16 protein-coding genes are annotated in these 14290 nt (G+C 66.9%); 11 read left to right on the forward strand and 5 right to left on the reverse strand.

Features of this window, described 5'->3' with window-relative positions:
• Position 1: 1 nt before the first annotated feature.
• The 4 genes from paaD to paaA are packed head-to-tail and all read right to left on the reverse strand — an operon-like array spanning position 2 to position 2494.
• Positions 2-451, reverse strand: coding sequence for a 1,2-phenylacetyl-CoA epoxidase subunit PaaD (gene paaD / locus AC07NV_RS17230; protein WP_495167607.1), 450 nt, complete (start codon positions 449-451; stop codon positions 2-4).
• Positions 448-1206, reverse strand: coding sequence for a 1,2-phenylacetyl-CoA epoxidase subunit PaaC (gene paaC, locus AC07NV_RS17235; protein ID WP_495167608.1), 759 nt, complete (start codon positions 1204-1206; stop codon positions 448-450). Before paaC ends, paaD begins: the two co-directional genes overlap by 4 nt.
• Positions 1206-1505 carry a 1,2-phenylacetyl-CoA epoxidase subunit PaaB gene (paaB, locus tag AC07NV_RS17240; protein ID WP_495167609.1) on the reverse strand — a complete coding sequence of 100 codons (300 nt, stop codon included), beginning with the start codon at positions 1503-1505 and terminating at the stop codon, positions 1206-1208. The genes paaC and paaB overlap by 1 nt, the downstream gene beginning before the upstream one ends.
• 2 nt (positions 1506-1507) lie before the next feature.
• Positions 1508-2494 (reverse strand): 1,2-phenylacetyl-CoA epoxidase subunit PaaA, encoded by a 987-nt coding sequence (gene paaA, locus AC07NV_RS17245; protein WP_495167610.1) that lies wholly within the window; start codon positions 2492-2494, stop codon positions 1508-1510.
• Between the two features lie 124 nt (positions 2495-2618).
• Here paaA and paaG point away from each other — a divergent pair, with 124 nt between their 5' ends.
• Genes paaG through AC07NV_RS17265 form a run of 4 tightly spaced genes read left to right on the forward strand, consistent with a single transcriptional unit; the run spans position 2619 to position 7029 of the window.
• Entirely contained in the window at positions 2619-3410 is a 792-nt protein-coding gene (paaG, locus tag AC07NV_RS17250; protein WP_495167611.1) for a 2-(1,2-epoxy-1,2-dihydrophenyl)acetyl-CoA isomerase PaaG, read from the forward strand.
• 19 nt (positions 3411-3429) lie between these two features.
• On the forward strand, positions 3430-5439 hold the full coding sequence (paaZ, locus tag AC07NV_RS17255) for a phenylacetic acid degradation bifunctional protein PaaZ (protein WP_495167612.1): 2010 nt from the start codon (positions 3430-3432) through the stop codon (positions 5437-5439).
• A 4-nt stretch (positions 5440-5443) separates the two neighbouring features.
• The gene (paaK, locus tag AC07NV_RS17260; protein WP_495167613.1) at positions 5444-6730 is read left to right on the forward strand and encodes a phenylacetate--CoA ligase PaaK; all 1287 of its coding nucleotides are present in this window, start codon (positions 5444-5446) and stop codon (positions 6728-6730) included.
• Positions 6727-7029, forward strand: a complete 303-nt coding sequence (locus AC07NV_RS17265) for an EthD family reductase (RefSeq protein WP_495167614.1) — start codon at positions 6727-6729, stop codon at positions 7027-7029. The genes paaK and AC07NV_RS17265 overlap by 4 nt, the downstream gene beginning before the upstream one ends.
• Here the strand turns inward: AC07NV_RS17265 and AC07NV_RS17270 are convergent.
• Positions 7026-7904, reverse strand: coding sequence for a helix-turn-helix domain-containing protein (locus AC07NV_RS17270; RefSeq protein WP_495167615.1), 879 nt, complete (start codon positions 7902-7904; stop codon positions 7026-7028). The two genes, AC07NV_RS17265 and AC07NV_RS17270, sit on opposite strands and share 4 nt — an antisense overlap.
• Before the next feature lie 104 nt (positions 7905-8008).
• On the opposite strand from AC07NV_RS17270, the gene pobA reads away from it, so the two are divergent.
• The 7 genes from pobA to pcaDC are packed head-to-tail and all read left to right on the forward strand — an operon-like array spanning position 8009 to position 14289.
• Positions 8009-9190 (forward strand): 4-hydroxybenzoate 3-monooxygenase, encoded by a 1182-nt coding sequence (gene pobA, locus AC07NV_RS17275; protein ID WP_495167616.1) that lies wholly within the window; start codon positions 8009-8011, stop codon positions 9188-9190.
• Positions 9187-9897: a CoA transferase subunit A gene (locus tag AC07NV_RS17280; protein WP_495167617.1), complete on the forward strand. Its 711-nt coding sequence runs from the start codon at positions 9187-9189 to the stop codon at positions 9895-9897. The genes pobA and AC07NV_RS17280 overlap by 4 nt, the downstream gene beginning before the upstream one ends.
• Positions 9897-10553, forward strand: a complete 657-nt coding sequence (locus AC07NV_RS17285) for a 3-oxoacid CoA-transferase subunit B (RefSeq protein ID WP_495167618.1) — start codon at positions 9897-9899, stop codon at positions 10551-10553. The genes AC07NV_RS17280 and AC07NV_RS17285 overlap by 1 nt, the downstream gene beginning before the upstream one ends.
• Positions 10550-11263: a protocatechuate 3,4-dioxygenase subunit beta gene (gene pcaH, locus AC07NV_RS17290; protein ID WP_495167619.1), complete on the forward strand. Its 714-nt coding sequence runs from the start codon at positions 10550-10552 to the stop codon at positions 11261-11263. The genes AC07NV_RS17285 and pcaH overlap by 4 nt, the downstream gene beginning before the upstream one ends.
• On the forward strand, positions 11253-11951 hold the full coding sequence (gene pcaG / locus AC07NV_RS17295; protein ID WP_495167620.1) for a protocatechuate 3,4-dioxygenase subunit alpha: 699 nt from the start codon (positions 11253-11255) through the stop codon (positions 11949-11951). The genes pcaH and pcaG overlap by 11 nt, the downstream gene beginning before the upstream one ends.
• Positions 11948-13093, forward strand: coding sequence for a lyase family protein (locus AC07NV_RS17300; RefSeq protein ID WP_495167621.1), 1146 nt, complete (start codon positions 11948-11950; stop codon positions 13091-13093). The genes pcaG and AC07NV_RS17300 overlap by 4 nt, the downstream gene beginning before the upstream one ends.
• Positions 13094-13095: 2 nt before the next feature.
• Positions 13096-14289 (forward strand): bifunctional 3-oxoadipate enol-lactonase/4-carboxymuconolactone decarboxylase PcaDC, encoded by a 1194-nt coding sequence (gene pcaDC, locus AC07NV_RS17305; RefSeq protein ID WP_495167622.1) that lies wholly within the window; start codon positions 13096-13098, stop codon positions 14287-14289.
• Position 14290 lies beyond the last annotated feature (1 nt).

Raw genomic sequence — 14290 nt, forward strand, 5'->3', positions numbered from 1 at the left:
CTCAGTGGCACTTGAAGCGGTCGAAGGGTTCGAAGCAGTCGCGGCAGCGCCACTGCGCCTTGCACGGCGTCGATCCGAAGCGGCTGACCTCTTCGGTGTGATCGGAGCCGCAGCGCGGGCATACCGCGGTCGCAGTCGGCGAGGGCGGGGCGATGCCGTAGGCGCGCAGTTTCGCATGCCCCTCGGCGGTGATCCAGTCGGTCGACCAGGGCGGCGCGAGCGCCGTCTCGATCGCGACGCCGGCAAAGCCCGCGGCGTCGAGCGCCTCGCGGATCGCCTGCTCGATCGCAAGCGTCGCGGGGCAGCCCGAATAGGTTGGCGTGATCGTCACCGCATCGGGCCGGACATCGCGCACGATGCCGAGGTCGACCACCGACACCGCCGGAATTTCCGGGTCGGGGACCGAAGCAAGGACGTCGCGAACCCTCGCGATGGCGGGCGCGAGGCTCACCAGCGCGCGTCCGGATAGCGCAGCGGCAGATGCTGCATCACCGCGAGGAGATGGCCGAGATGCTCGCTGTGATACCCGGTGCGCCCGCCGCTGACGGCACGCGGCAGCGCGGGGATGGCGATGCCGGCCTCATCAAGAACCGCTTTCATGCGCGCATCGAACGCCGGGCGGAGTGCGCTACGATCGGCCGCCACGCCCTCATCGGCGAGCTCCCGTTCGACCATATCCATCTGGAATAATTCGTCGACGAAGCGCCAATGCCAGTCGAGGCCGCCCTCCATCCGCGCGCGGCTCTCGTCGGTGCCGTCGCCGAGCCGGATCACCCAGTCGCTGGCGAGCTCGAAATGATAGCGCACTTCCTTGACCGCCTTCGCCGCGATTTCGGCGAGGCGTGAATCGGCCGACCCCGCCAGCTCGGCGAGCAGCAACTCGTGATGGTTCGAAAAAAGGAATTGCCGCGCGATCGTCCGTCCGAAGTCGCCATTCGGCTGCTCCACCATCAGGCAGTTGCGATAGGCGAGCACATCGCGCCGGAACGCGAGCGCGTCGGCATCGCGCCCCGCGCCCTCGGCCTCGCCCGCGAGCCCGAGGAACAAGGTCGCCTGCCCGATCAGGTCGAGCGCGACATTGGCGAGGCTGAGGTCGACCTCGAGTGTCGGCGCGTGCCCGCACCATTCGGACAGGCGTTGCCCGAGCACCAGCGCATCGTCGCCGAGGCGGAGCAGATAGTCGAAGCGTGGATCGGCGCAGGCCATCAGATATTCTTCACTTCGTCGGGAATCGGATAGAAGGTCGGGTGGCGGTAGATCTTGCTCTCGGCGGGTTCGAACAGCGGCCCCTCGCTCGCGGGATCGCTCGCGGCGATATCGGCCGAGCGCGCCGCCCAGATGCTCACGCCCTCCATGCGCCGCGTATAGGTGTCGCGCGCGTGGCGCAACGCCATCTCGGCGTCGGGTGCCTGCACACTGCCCACATGGCGGTGCGACAGCCCGCCGCGCGCGCGAATGAAGATTTCCCAGAGCGGCCAGTCGCCCGTCATCGTCCCGCCTGTCATGCTCACGCCGCCTTTCGCGCCGCGCGGCGCGCCTCATGCGCCGCTGCCGCCTCGCGCACCCAGGCATTGTCGTCCCACGCCTTCCGGCGCGCCTCGATCCGCTCCTTCGCGACGGGGCCTTCGCCGCGCACCACGGCGTAGAATTCCTCCCAGTCGATCGCGCCGAAATCATATTGGCCGCGGTCCCCGTTCCACCGGAGATCGGGGTCGGGAATGGTAAGGCCCAGATATTCGGCCTGCGGCACGCTCACATCGACGAATTTCTGGCGCAGCGCGTCGTTGCTGTCGCGCTTGATCCGCCAGCGCATCGACTGCTCACTGTTCGGCGAATTGTCGTCGGGCGGCCCGAACATCATCAACGCCGGCCACCACCAGCGGTCGAGCGCATCCTGCGCCATCGCGCGCTGCTCGTCGGTGCCCTGTGCCAGCACCATCATGATCTCGTAACCCTGCCGCTGGTGAAAGCTTTCCTCCTTGCACACGCGCACCATCGCGCGCGCATAGGGGCCATAGCTCGCGCGCTGCAGCGGAACCTGGTTCATGATCGCGGCACCGTCGACCAGCCAGCCGATCGCGCCGATGTCGGCCCAAGTCAGCGTCGGATAGTTGAAGATCGTGCTGTATTTCGCGCGCCCCGAATGCAGCGCGTCGATCATCTCGCCGCGGCTTGCGCCCAGGGTTTCGGCGGCGCAATAAAGATAGAGTCCGTGCCCGCCCTCGTCCTGGACCTTGGCGAGCAGCACCGCCTTGCGGCGCAGCGAGGGCGCGCGCGTGATCCAGTTGCCTTCGGGCAACATGCCGACGACTTCGCTGTGCGCGTGCTGCGAGATTTGACGGATCAGCGTTCGCCGATACGCCTCGGGCATCCAGTCCTTGGGTTCGATGAACGCGTCCTCGGCGATCCGCGCCTCGAAGGCGGCGACCAGTTCGCGCGGTTCGTCAGCGATAACAGCGGCGGCGGCGCCCTTCTGCAGTTCGGTTGTGTACATCGTCCAGCTCCTTGGCTCTCCGGCTATCATTAGCCGACCATTCGGTCAATGAATTATTGCACTCAAAAATTGGGCTTGAAAATAATTAGCCGACCGGTCATCCTATTAATGGAGGGGATGCCCCATGAGCTATGAGTCGATAGGATTTGATCGCACCGACGGCATCGCGCTGGTCACGCTGTCGCGCCCCGACCGGCTGAACGCCTTCACCGCTGCGATGCACGAGGAACTCGCCGACGCGCTCGCGCTCGCCGAGGCCGACGACGGTGTTCGCGCCATATTGCTGACCGGCGCCGGGCGCGGCTTCTGCGCCGGGCAGGATTTGTCGGATCGCGCTGTCGCGCCGGGGGGCGACGCGGTCGACCTCGGTGCCTCGGTCGAAAGATATTATGCACCGCTGATCCGCCGCCTCGCCGACATGCCGAAGCCTGTCGTGTGCGCGGTCAACGGCGTCGCCGCGGGCGCGGGCGCCAATATCGCGCTCGCCTGCGACATCGTGATCGCGGCGCGCTCGGCGCGTTTCATCCAGTCTTTCGCCGCGATCGGCCTCATTCCCGATTCGGGCGGCACCTGGGTGCTGCCGCGGTTGGTCGGACAGGCGCGCGCACTCGGCCTCGGGCTCACCGGCGAGCCGCTGTCGGCCGAGAAAGCCGAAAGCTGGGGGCTGATCTGGAAGGTCGTCGACGACGAGGCGCTGATGGCGGAAGCCACGGCGCTCGCGGCGCGCTTCGCCGCCGGCCCGACGCGCGGGCTGGCCGAAACCAAGCGGCTGATCCGCCAGAGCGCGCTGCACTCGCTCGCGGACGAACTAGACCTCGAGCGCGATGCCATGCGCAGCCTCGGCAACAGCGCCGATTATCAGGAAGGCGTCGCCGCCTTCATGGCGAAACGCCCGCCGGTCTTCACCGGCCGCTGATTCAAACGAAGGACTGACAATGACGCGATTGCTGAGCAACTATGTGGCGGATAACTGGCGCGAGGCGGACGGCAAGCTCGCTGACATCCGCTCGGCGCTGACCGGCGAGACGGTCGCACGCACGGGCAGCGAAGGGCTCGATTTCGCCGCGATGCTGGGGCACGCGCGCAGCGTCGGCGGCGCCGCACTCCGCGCGCTGAGCTTCCAGAAACGCGCCGCGATGCTGAAGCTGCTCGGCGCTGCGATCATCGAGCGCAAGGAAGAGCTGTACGCGCTGTCGGCGGCGACCGGCGCGACGCGGCAGGATAGCTGGATCGATATCGAGGGCGGGGCAGGGACTTTGCTCGCGCTCGCCTCGCGCGGCCGCAAGGAATTGCCCGACGACGTCGTTCTGATCGACGGCGATTTCGAGCCGATCGGCAAGCGCGGCACCTTTGCGGGCCAGCATGTCTACACCTCGCTGCAGGGCGCGGCGGTGCAGATCAACGCCTTCAACTTTCCCGTCTGGGGGATGCTCGAAAAGCTCGGCCCGGCTTTGCTCGCGGGCGTCCCGGTGATCGTCAAGCCCGCGACCGCGACGGCACAGGTCGCCGAGGCGGCGTTCCGGATCCTGATCGAAACCGGCGCACTTCCGCCGGGCGCGGCGCAACTGATCGTTGGCCCCGTCGGCGACCTGTTCGACCATCTGACCGGGCAGGATGTGGTCTCCTTCACCGGCTCGGCCGATACCGCGACAAAGCTCGCCGGCCATCCGGTGATTGCGCGCGAGGCAGTGCGTTTCATCGCCGAACGCGACAGCCTCAACGCCGCGATTCTCGGACCCGATGCCGTGGCGGGCTCGCCCGAATTCGACCTGTTCGTCGCCGAGGTGGTCAAGGAAATGACCGTCAAGGCAGGGCAGAAATGCACCGCGATCCGGCGCGCGATCGTGCCCGCGGCGCAGCTCGACGCCGCGCAGGCCGCGCTCGCCGCGGCGCTCGCCAAAATCGTCGTCGGCGATCCGGCAGAGGAGGGCGTGACGATGGGGGCGCTCGCCAGCGCCGCGCAGCAGGGCGATGTGCGCGCCAAGGCGCGCCAGATCGGCGAGGCCGCCGTGCTGGTCCATGGCGCGATCGACGACGAGGAAACACCGGGCGCCTTCGTGACGCCTTTGCTCTTCCGCGCCGACGACCCGTGGGCGAGCGACGTCGTCCACGATGTCGAGGCGTTCGGCCCGGTCGCGACGCTCATGCCCTATCGTGATCTTGCCGACGCGATCGCGCTCGCCAACCGCGGCAAGGGCGCACTCGTCCTGTCCTGCTTCACCCACGATCCGGCGGTGGTGCGCGCAATGGTGGTCGGCGCCGGCGCCTTCCATGGACGGATGGTCTTTATCGACCGCGACAGCGCGCGCGAGTCGACCGGGCACGGATCGCCGCTCCCGATGCTGATCCACGGTGGTCCCGGCCGCGCGGGCGGCGGCGAGGAAATGGGCGGCCTCAGAGGCGTCAAACATTATATGCAGCGCAGCGCGCTGCAGGGCTCGCCTGCGATGCTGTCGGCGGTCGTCGGCCGCCATCTTCCCGGCGCGCCGCAGCCGACGGGCGACACGCACCCCTTCCGCCTGCGGTTCGGCGAGCTCGACCCGGGCTACACGCTTCACACCGATGCCCGCACCGTCACCCTCGACGATATCGAGCATTTCGCGCATTTCACCGGCGACACTTTCTATGCGCATATGGACGAGGAAGCCGCGGCGCGCAGCCCGATCTTCGGCGGCCGCGTCGCGCACGGCTATCTTCTGCTCTCCTTCGCCGCGGGGCTGTTCGTCTCGCCCGAGGAAGGGCCGGTGCTTGCCAATTACGGGCTCGAGGGGCTGCGCTTCGTGAAGCCGGTGAAGCCCGGCGAGGCGATCAAGGTCGCGCTGACGGTCAAGGCGAAGACGCGGCGCTCGGCCGAGATGGGCGAAGTGCGCTGGGGCGTAGCGATCACCAATCAGGACGAAGATCTGGTCGCGACCTACGACCTCTTGACGATGAACGCGGTCTGATACGATGGCGGGCATCGACTTCGGGCCGGTGGACGCGAAGGTGCTTCGGGCGCTGCAGCTCGATCGTCTGCAATCGACCGTCCAGCATGCCTATGCCAATTCGCCGCACTACCGCGCCGCCTTCGACCGCGCCGGAGTGGCGCCACGCGATATCGCCTCGCTCGCCGATATCGCGAAGCTGCCCTTCACGACCAAGGCCGACCTGCGCGCCAATTATCCGTTCGGCATGTTCGCGGTGCCGACCGAACAGGTCTCGCGCATCCATGCTTCGTCGGGAACGACCGGCCAGCCGACCGTCGTCGGCTACACCGCCGACGATATTCGCACCTGGAGCAACCTCGTCGCGCGCTCGATCCATGCCGGCGGCGGCCGGCCGGGGATGAAGGTGCATGTCGCCTACGGCTACGGCCTGTTCACCGGCGGGCTCGGCGCGCATTATGGCGCCGAGGCACTGGGCTGTACGGTCATCCCGATGTCGGGCGGCCAGACCGAAAAGCAGGTGCAGCTGATCCGCGACTTCGCGCCCGAGGTCATCATGGTGACGCCGAGCTATATGCTCGCGATCCTCGACGAATTCCGCCGCCAGGGGCTCGATCCGCGCGCGACCTCGCTCCGCTACGGCATCTTCGGCGCCGAACCTTGGACCGACGCGATGCGGACCGAGATCGAGAGCGCATTCGGCATCGAGGCGAGCGACATCTACGGCCTGTCCGAAGTGATGGGACCGGGCGTCGCGCAGGAATTCGTCGGATCGGCCTCGGGGCCGACGATCTGGGAGGATCATTTCTATCCCGAGGTGATCGATCCCGAGACCGGCGAGGTGCTTCCCGACGGCGAGGAAGGCGAGCTCGTCTTTACCTCGCTGACCAAACAGGCGTTGCCGATCATCCGCTATCGCAGCCGCGACCTGACGCGGCTGCTGCCGGGCGACAAGACGGTGATGCGGCGGATGGCCAAGATTACCGGCCGCTCCGACGACATGCTCATCATCCGCGGGGTCAATGTCTTCCCCACCCAGATCGAGGAACAGATATTGAAATGCCCCGGTCTTGCGCCGCATTTCCAGATCGAAATCAGCCGCCCCGACCGCATGGACGAGATGTGCGTACGCGTCGAGGCGCGGGGTGATGGCGACAGTGCCGGGCAAGACCGGATGCTGTGCCAGTTCATCAAGGATGCGATCGGCATTTCGGCGCAAACCGAAATCGTCGCGCCCGGCGCGATCCCGCGTTCGGCGGGCAAGGCGGTGCGTGTACTCGATCGCCGCAAACTCGAGGAGACCGTTCGATGAAGAAGTTGATAGCACTCTACACGATGCCCGAGGACGTCGACGCCTTCATGGCGCATTATCGCGGCGTCCACCTCCCGCTTGTCGAAAAGATCCCCGGTCTGGTCAGCACCACGGTGACGCGGATCGACCGTACTTTCGTAGGCGAGCCTAGCAACTACCTCCTCGTCGAGATGGCTTTCGCCGACGCCGACAGCTTCAAGGCCGCGATGAAGAGTCCGGAAAATGCGGCGGTCGGCGCCGATCTTGCCAACTTCGCGGGCGAGCGGGTCACGGTGATGGCGGGCGAAACGCTGGGCTAACGCCTCTCGCGAAAAGCGCGCGGCGAGCGACCGATATTCTTGGTGAAGAAGCGCGAGAAATAGGCGGGGTCGGCAAAGCCGAGCGAATAGCCGATCTCGCTGACCGGCAGCGTCGAATAGAGCAAAGCGCGCTGGGCCTCGAGCAGGCTGCGCTGGTCGATGATCGCCGCGGGCGGCAGCCCCGCGATTTGCGTGCACGCCGTCCGCAGCCGGTTCTCGCCGACGCCGAGCGCCGCAGCATAGTCGCGCACCGCTTCGCGCAGCCGGAAGCGTTGCTCGACCCTGTCCCGGAAACGCGCGACGAGCGCCGCCTGCGGGCGCGGCGACAACATCGGCGCGGCCGCGATCCCCCGCAGCGCCAGAACGAGCAGGTCGAGCACCGCGGCGCGCAGCGCCGTGCGCTGTCCCGGCAGCGACCAGCCAAGCTCGCGCGCCATCATCGCCATATGCTGTTCGGCACGCGACGCATCCTCTTGCGACAACGGGATCGCGCGCGCTGCCGCGAACAGGCCGGAAAGCTCGGGATTGCCTGCCAACAGCCGCTCGCGCTCGGCATCGGCGAGCGTCGCGACCCAGCCGTGCGATTCATGCTTCCAGCCGAAACCGTGCACCAGCGTTGCGGGAACGAGCAGCAGCGCGGGCGCATCGAACGCCAGCTCGCGCCCGTCGACCTGCATCGTCCCGCCGCCGCCCATGATCAGGAAGACATGATTCAGTTCGGCATGCGAATGCGGGCGAATTGTCCATTCGTTCGGCCGCGACCGGTCGTCGAGCGTTTCGACATGGATCAGCTCGGGATCGACCGATCGGCTTGGCTCGCCATAGAGGTAAAAGCTCGGGATCGCCTGTTGCATCATCGCCGGAGCGAATAGCAAATATGTTCGAATAATCCAAGTTTTTGCGCAATTGCCCCATGGCCGCTACGCGGCACTTTCGCCAACATCCGATCCGAAACCGCAAAGGTCGAAGAGAGGATCACATGCGCACGCAAGTCGCCATCATCGGCGCCGGCCCAGCCGGCATGCTCCTCGCGCATCTGCTCGCCGCCGAAGGCATCGCAGCCACCGTCATCGAACGCCGCGATCGCGCCTATGTCGAAGGCCGTGTGCGCGCCGGCGTGCTCGAACAAGGGACCGCCGACCTCCTCCGCCGCCTTGGCCTCGCCGCCCGGCTCGACCGCGACGGCCTCGTTCACGACGGCACCCGCATCGCGCTCGACGGCGACATGTTCCGCATCGATTTCGCGGCGCTGACCGGCGGCCGGACCGTCACCGTCTATGGCCAGCAGGAAGTGATGCGCGACCTGTTCGACGCGGCCGAGGGCCGCGGCGTCGAGATCGTCTGGAATGCCGAGGAGGCCGTACTCGAAGGGATTGACGGCAAGCGCCCGGCCGTACGCTGGCGGGAAAGCGGTGTTGAACGCCGCCTCGAATGCGACTTCGTTGCTGGCTGCGACGGCTATCACGGCATCAGCCGTACCAGCATCCCCGAGCGCGTCCGCCGGACCTTCGAGCGCATCTATCCGTTCGGCTGGCTCGGGATCTTGGCCGATGTGACGCCGGTCGATCACGAGTTGATCTACGCCAACCACGAACGCGGATTCGCGCTCGCTTCGATGCGGTCGCCGACGCGGAGCCGATATTATATCCAGTGCGGGCTTGACGAGGATATCGCCGACTGGTCCGACGAACGCTTCTGGGACGAGTTGTGCGTGCGTCTCGGCACCGAGGTCGGACAGCAGGTGATGCGCGGCCCGAGCTTCGAAAAATCGATCGCGCCGCTTCGCTCTTTCGTGTCCGAGCCAATGCGCTGGGGACGCCTCTTCCTCGCCGGTGACGCCGCGCATATCGTTCCGCCGACGGGCGCGAAGGGCATGAACCTTGCCGCGTCGGACGTGTCGATGCTCGCCGGAGCGCTTCTGGATTATTACCGCACGGGATCAGGAGCTGGAATCGATAGCTATTCGGCGCGTGCACTGGCGCGTGTGTGGAAGGCCGAGCGCTTCTCCTGGTGGTTCACATCTATCACGCACCGCTTTCCCGACCTGGATCCCTTCGCACGCCGGATCCAGCAAGCGGAGATCGCCTATCTGCGCGGATCGGTCGCCGCGCAGCGCAGCCTTGCCGAAAATTATGTCGGATTACCGCTGGAGGACGCATGAGCAGGAAAATCTATCCGGGCCCCGGAGCCGCCCTTGTGGGGCTGCTCTTCGACGGGATGACGATCATGTCGGGCGGCTTCGGCCTGTCGGGCAATCCCGAAAGCCTGATCCCCGAAATCCGAGCGGCGGGCGTGAGGGACCTGACGGTGATCTCGAACAATGCGGGCGCCGATGGCTTCGGCCTCTGGATGCTGCTCGAAACCCGCCAGGTGAAGAAGATGATCTCCTCCTATGTGGGTGAGAACAAGCTGTTCGAGAGCCAATATCTCTCGGGTGAGCTCGAGCTCGAGCTTAATCCGCAGGGCACGCTCGCCGAGCGGATCCGCGCCGGGGGCGCGGGCATTCCCGCCTTTTACACGCGAACGGGTTTCGGCACCGTTGTCGCCGAGGGCAAGCCGGTCGAGGAATTCGAAGGCCGGATGTATGTCCGCGAAACCTGGCTGCGCGCCGATCTTGCGATCATCAAGGCGTGGCGCGCCGATCCCGCCGGCAACCTGATGTTCCGCAAGACCGCCCGGAACTTCAATCCGAACATGGCAACCGCCGCGAAGGTCACCGTCGTCGAGGTCGAGGAGATCGTGCCCGAAGGGAGTTTCGATCCCGACTGCATTCACACGCCCGGCATCTATGTGGACCGGATCGTCCTGTCGACGATCAACGAAAAGCGGATCGAGAAGCTGACGACCCGCGCGAGGGAGGCCGCCTGATGCCCTGGACCCGCGATGAAATGGCGGCGCGCGCGGCGCGTGAACTCCAAGACGGTTTCTACGTCAATCTCGGCATCGGCATTCCGACGCTCGTTGCCAACCATGTTCCCACAGGGCTCGAGGTGACACTCCAGTCCGAAAATGGCATGCTCGGCATCGGGCCTTTTCCTTATGAGGGCGAGGCCGACCCCGACCTGATCAACGCGGGCAAGCAGACGATCACCGCGCTGCCGACATCGAGCTTCTTTTCGTCGGCCGACAGCTTCGCGATGATCCGCGGCGGCCATATCGACATGGCGGTGCTCGGCGCGATGGAGGTCGCCACGAACGGCGATCTCGCAAACTGGACGGTGCCGGGGAAGATGGTCAAGGGCATGGGCGGAGCGATGGATCTTGTCGCCGGGGTCCAGCGCGTCGTCGTGGTCATGGACCATGTGACGAGGGCAGGCGAGCCCAAGATCCTCGAACGCTGCACCTTGCCGCTGACAGGAACCGGCGTCGTCGACCTGATCATCACCGATCTTGCGGTCTTCGCCTGCGACAAGGCGCGGGGCCGGCTCGTCCTGATCGAACTCGCGCCGGGCGTCACGGTCGAAGAGGTCCGGCGCCTGACGGGCGCCCCGTTCAGTACCGAACGGCTGGAGGCGGACGCATGACCGACGTCGCCGGCTATCGCGGCGACGATGCGGGAGCACCGCCGTCGCTCTTTCCCGACTATCGCTCGACGCACCTGCGTTCGCCCACGCTGCCGCCGGTCCGGATCCCTCCCACCCTGACCGAGACGACCGGGCCTGCGGACTGCTGGGACCGGTTAATGGGCGAGGCGCTCGCCGATCTCACGGCAGGAAAGCCGGGCTCCCCGATCGGCCAGCGCATCGTCGTGTCGGGGCAAGTGCTCGACGAGAACAAGCGGCCGGTGCCGAACAGCGTCATCGAGATATGGCAGGCGAATGCCGCAGGGCGCTATATCCACGCCAAGGACAGCTGGGACGCGCCGATCGATCCCAATTTTACCGGCGCGGGCCGGGTCGTCACCGATGCCGAGGGGCGCTATCGCTTCGTTACCGTGCGGCCGGGCGCCTATCCGTGGGGCAATCACCGAAATGCGTGGCGTCCGTCGCACATCCATCTGTCGTTGCTCGGCCCGGCGTTCGCAACCCGGCTCGTGACCCAGATGTATTTTCCCGACGATCCCCTGATCGAGATCGACCCGATCGCCAACGCGGTGCCGATGCCCTATCGCCAGCGCATGGTCAGCCGCCTCGACATGGCGACGACCGAGCCGGGCTGGGCGCTTGGCTATCTTTTCGATATCATCCTCAAGGGACGCGACGCGACCGTCTTTGAGGAGGACCATGGTGACTGACGACCTCGAGACGCGTGAACCCGCGCCGCGGCAGGATAATCGCAATGCCGCGCTGTTCGGACAGACGCCGTCGCAAACCGTTGGCCCCTTCTTCCATTATGGCCTGCCGTGGAAGGGCGGCGCGGACCTTGTCGGCGTATCGGGCCTTGGCGCGCGCGCCGAACTTTTTCCGCCAAATCATTATGTGCTCGCCGAACCGGTTTCGCGCGATGCCCCGCGCGGCGATGTTGTGGAACTCGCCGGCCATGTGCTCGACGCCGAGGGAAATCCGGTTCCCGACGCGATGGTCGAACTCTGGCAAGCCAATGCCGCAGGCCGCTATGCGAGCCCGGACGACCGGCGCGACGACGTGCCGCTCGATCCGGGCTTCATCGGTTTCGGGCGCTCCTCGACCGATGAGGACGGCATCTGGCGGTTCCGCACGATCCGGCCGGGGCGAGTGCCGGGGCCGGACGGCAGCCTGCAGGCACCGCATGTCGCGCTTTCGATATTCGGCCGCGGTTTGCTCAAGCGGCTGCCGACGCGCCTCTATTTCGACGGCGATCCCGCCAATGCGACCGATCCGGTCCTTGCGCTGGTCATCGAGAGTCGCCGTCATGGCCTGATCGCCAGGCAAGGCTCCGACGGCGCATGGTGGCTCGACATCCACCTTGGCGGTGCCCGCGAAACGGTGTTCTTCGACCTGTGAGTGACCTGCTGCGCACCCGCCCGGGCAGCACGCCCGAAATCGCCGGCATTTTCTCCGACGCAGCGACGATCGGCCATGCGCTCGCCTTCGAGGCAACGCTCGCGCGCGCCGAGGCCGACGAAGGGCTGATCGTGCGCGCGGTCGCGGACACGATCGTCAAGGCCGCGAGTGCGCTCACCGTCGATCCCGCGGCGCTCGCCGAGGAGGCTGCACATGCGGGCACGCTTGCTATCCCGCTGGTGCGTCGGCTCCGCGAAAAATTGCCTGACGATATTGCTGCCAAGGTGCACCTCGGTGCGACCAGCCAGGACGTCGCCGATACCGTTCTCATGCTCCAGGTGAAGGCGGCCGCACAAATTTTGGACCGCGATGCCGCGCGCCTCTGCGCCGCGCTCTGCGATCACGCAGCCCACCATGCCGCGACGCCGGCGCTCGGCCGAACCTTGCTGCAGGATGCATTCCCGATCGGTTTCGGCCTTCGCTTCGCGCAAGCCGCCGCCGGGATCGACGATGCCCGCCGTCGCCTCCTGTACGAGGTAAAGGCGGCCGCCGTTCTGCAACTGGGCGGAGCGGCGGGAACACGCGCCGGGCTTGGTGCGAAGGGGGCCGCCATCGCGGCGCGTATGGCGGCAGACCTCGGTCTTGCGGCCGGAGCGCCTTGGCACGCCCGCCGCGCCGGTGTCGCCGGTGTTGCGGGCGCGCTCGCCATCCTGACCGGGACGATCGGCAAGCTCGCGCGCGACATCGCCTTGCTGTCGCAGGACCGGATCGGCGAAGCGCGCGAACCGGAGATCGCGGGTCGCGGCGGCTCGTCGGCGATGCCGCACAAACGCAATCCGACGGGATGCCAGGTCGCCCTGTCGGCGGCGATCCGGGCGCCGGGCCTCGCCGCATCGGCAATCGGCGGCCTGCCGCAGGAAGCCGAGCGCGGGCTCGGCGGCTGGCAGGCCGAGGCGCCGGTACTTGCTGACTTGTTCCAGCTCGCCGCGGCAAGCCTTGCCGCGATGATCGTCGTTGCGGAGGGACTCGAGATCGACACCAATGCGATTGCGCGCAACCTCGCGGCGGGCGAGCAGGATGCGGACATTGGCGAGAGCGAGGCGATCGTGGCCGCGCTCGTCGCGCATATCGGGCGGAGCTGACAATGCCTTTTGCTAACCGGAACGGCGTGCGGCTCTATTGGCGACTGGAAGGGGCCGATGATCGTCCGGTGCTCGTGCTACTCCATTCTATCGGCACCGACATGACATTGTGGGATGCCATGGTTCCGCTGCTTCTCCCGGCCTTCCGGCTGCTGCGCATCGATCTGCGCGGTCACGGCGCATCCGATGTGCCCCCGGGCGACTATGTCCTCTCGATGCTCGCAAGCGACGTTGCAGCGATCATGGGCGACGCCGGGATCGACCGCGCCGCGGTGGCGGGCGTATCGCTCGGCGGAATGGTCGCAATGCAGCTCGCGCTTGACCATCCGGAGCGCGTCGCGGCGTTGGCGCTGATCTGCACCTCGGCCGCCATGGATCGTGCGGGCTGGGATGCGCGGATCGAGACCGTTCGCAGCGAAGGTACGGGCGCCATCGCCGACGCCGCGATCGGTCGCTTTCTGTCGCCGTCCTTTGCGCGCCATCATCCCGAAGTCGCCGATGGCCTGAGGCGCGCGATCATTACGCAGGCGGACGCCGGTTATGCCGCGGCGGGGGCGGCGATCCGCGACATGGAGCTGATCGATCGCCTTGGTGACATCGCCGCGCCGACGCTGGTCGTGACGGGTGCGGCCGATATCTCGACGCCCTACGCCGGCCATGGCGACCGCCTTGCCGAGAACATCGCGGGGGCCAGGCACCGGTCGCTGGAGAGTGCACATTTGCCGCCGATCGAGGCGCCGGCGGCGCTCGCTGCGGCGCTGACCTCCTTTTATGCCGCGCGGCCCGAAGCCGCCGGTGCTGCCGACCTCCTGTTCGAGGAAGGGCTGATCAATCGCCGACGCGTCCTTGGCGACCAATGGGTCGACCGCGCGCTCGCTACGCGCACGCCGTTCAACGCCGATTTCCAAGCGATGATCACGCGCATCGCCTGGGCCGAGATATGGGGACGCCCCGGCCTCGACGATCGCACGCGCCGCCTGCTGGTGATCGCGATAACGGCGAGCCTCGGGCGCTGGGAGGAGTTCGCGCTGCACGTTCGCGCCGGTCTCGAGCGGAACGGCTTCACCCGCGACGAACTCAAGGAAGCGCTGATGCAGACCGCGATCTATGCGGGCGTTCCCGCCGCAAATCACGCCTTTGCCGAAGCGGGCGCGATCATCGCGGAGATTGATAGCACCGCCGATGCTTCAGGTTGAC

It is taken from the genome of Sphingopyxis sp. GW821-FHT10B01 (assembly GCF_059415685.1).

Coding starts and splice junctions, on each gene's coding strand:
- AC07NV_RS17265 (WP_495167614.1), top strand. CDS start 6,727: ATGAAGAAGTTGATAGCACTCTACACGATGCCCGAGGACGTCGACGCC.
- paaG (WP_495167611.1), top strand. CDS start 2,619: ATGAGCTATGAGTCGATAGGATTTGATCGCACCGACGGCATCGCGCTG.
- pobA (WP_495167616.1), top strand. CDS start 8,009: ATGCGCACGCAAGTCGCCATCATCGGCGCCGGCCCAGCCGGCATGCTC.
- pcaG (WP_495167620.1), top strand. CDS start 11,253: ATGGTGACTGACGACCTCGAGACGCGTGAACCCGCGCCGCGGCAGGAT.
- paaA (WP_495167610.1), bottom strand. CDS start 2,494: ATGTACACAACCGAACTGCAGAAGGGCGCCGCCGCCGCTGTTATCGCT.
- pcaH (WP_495167619.1), top strand. CDS start 10,550: ATGACCGACGTCGCCGGCTATCGCGGCGACGATGCGGGAGCACCGCCG.
- pcaDC (WP_495167622.1), top strand. CDS start 13,096: ATGCCTTTTGCTAACCGGAACGGCGTGCGGCTCTATTGGCGACTGGAA.
- AC07NV_RS17285 (WP_495167618.1), top strand. CDS start 9,897: ATGCCCTGGACCCGCGATGAAATGGCGGCGCGCGCGGCGCGTGAACTC.
- paaZ (WP_495167612.1), top strand. CDS start 3,430: ATGACGCGATTGCTGAGCAACTATGTGGCGGATAACTGGCGCGAGGCG.
- paaC (WP_495167608.1), bottom strand. CDS start 1,206: ATGGCCTGCGCCGATCCACGCTTCGACTATCTGCTCCGCCTCGGCGAC.
- paaK (WP_495167613.1), top strand. CDS start 5,444: ATGGCGGGCATCGACTTCGGGCCGGTGGACGCGAAGGTGCTTCGGGCG.
- paaB (WP_495167609.1), bottom strand. CDS start 1,505: ATGACAGGCGGGACGATGACGGGCGACTGGCCGCTCTGGGAAATCTTC.
- AC07NV_RS17280 (WP_495167617.1), top strand. CDS start 9,187: ATGAGCAGGAAAATCTATCCGGGCCCCGGAGCCGCCCTTGTGGGGCTG.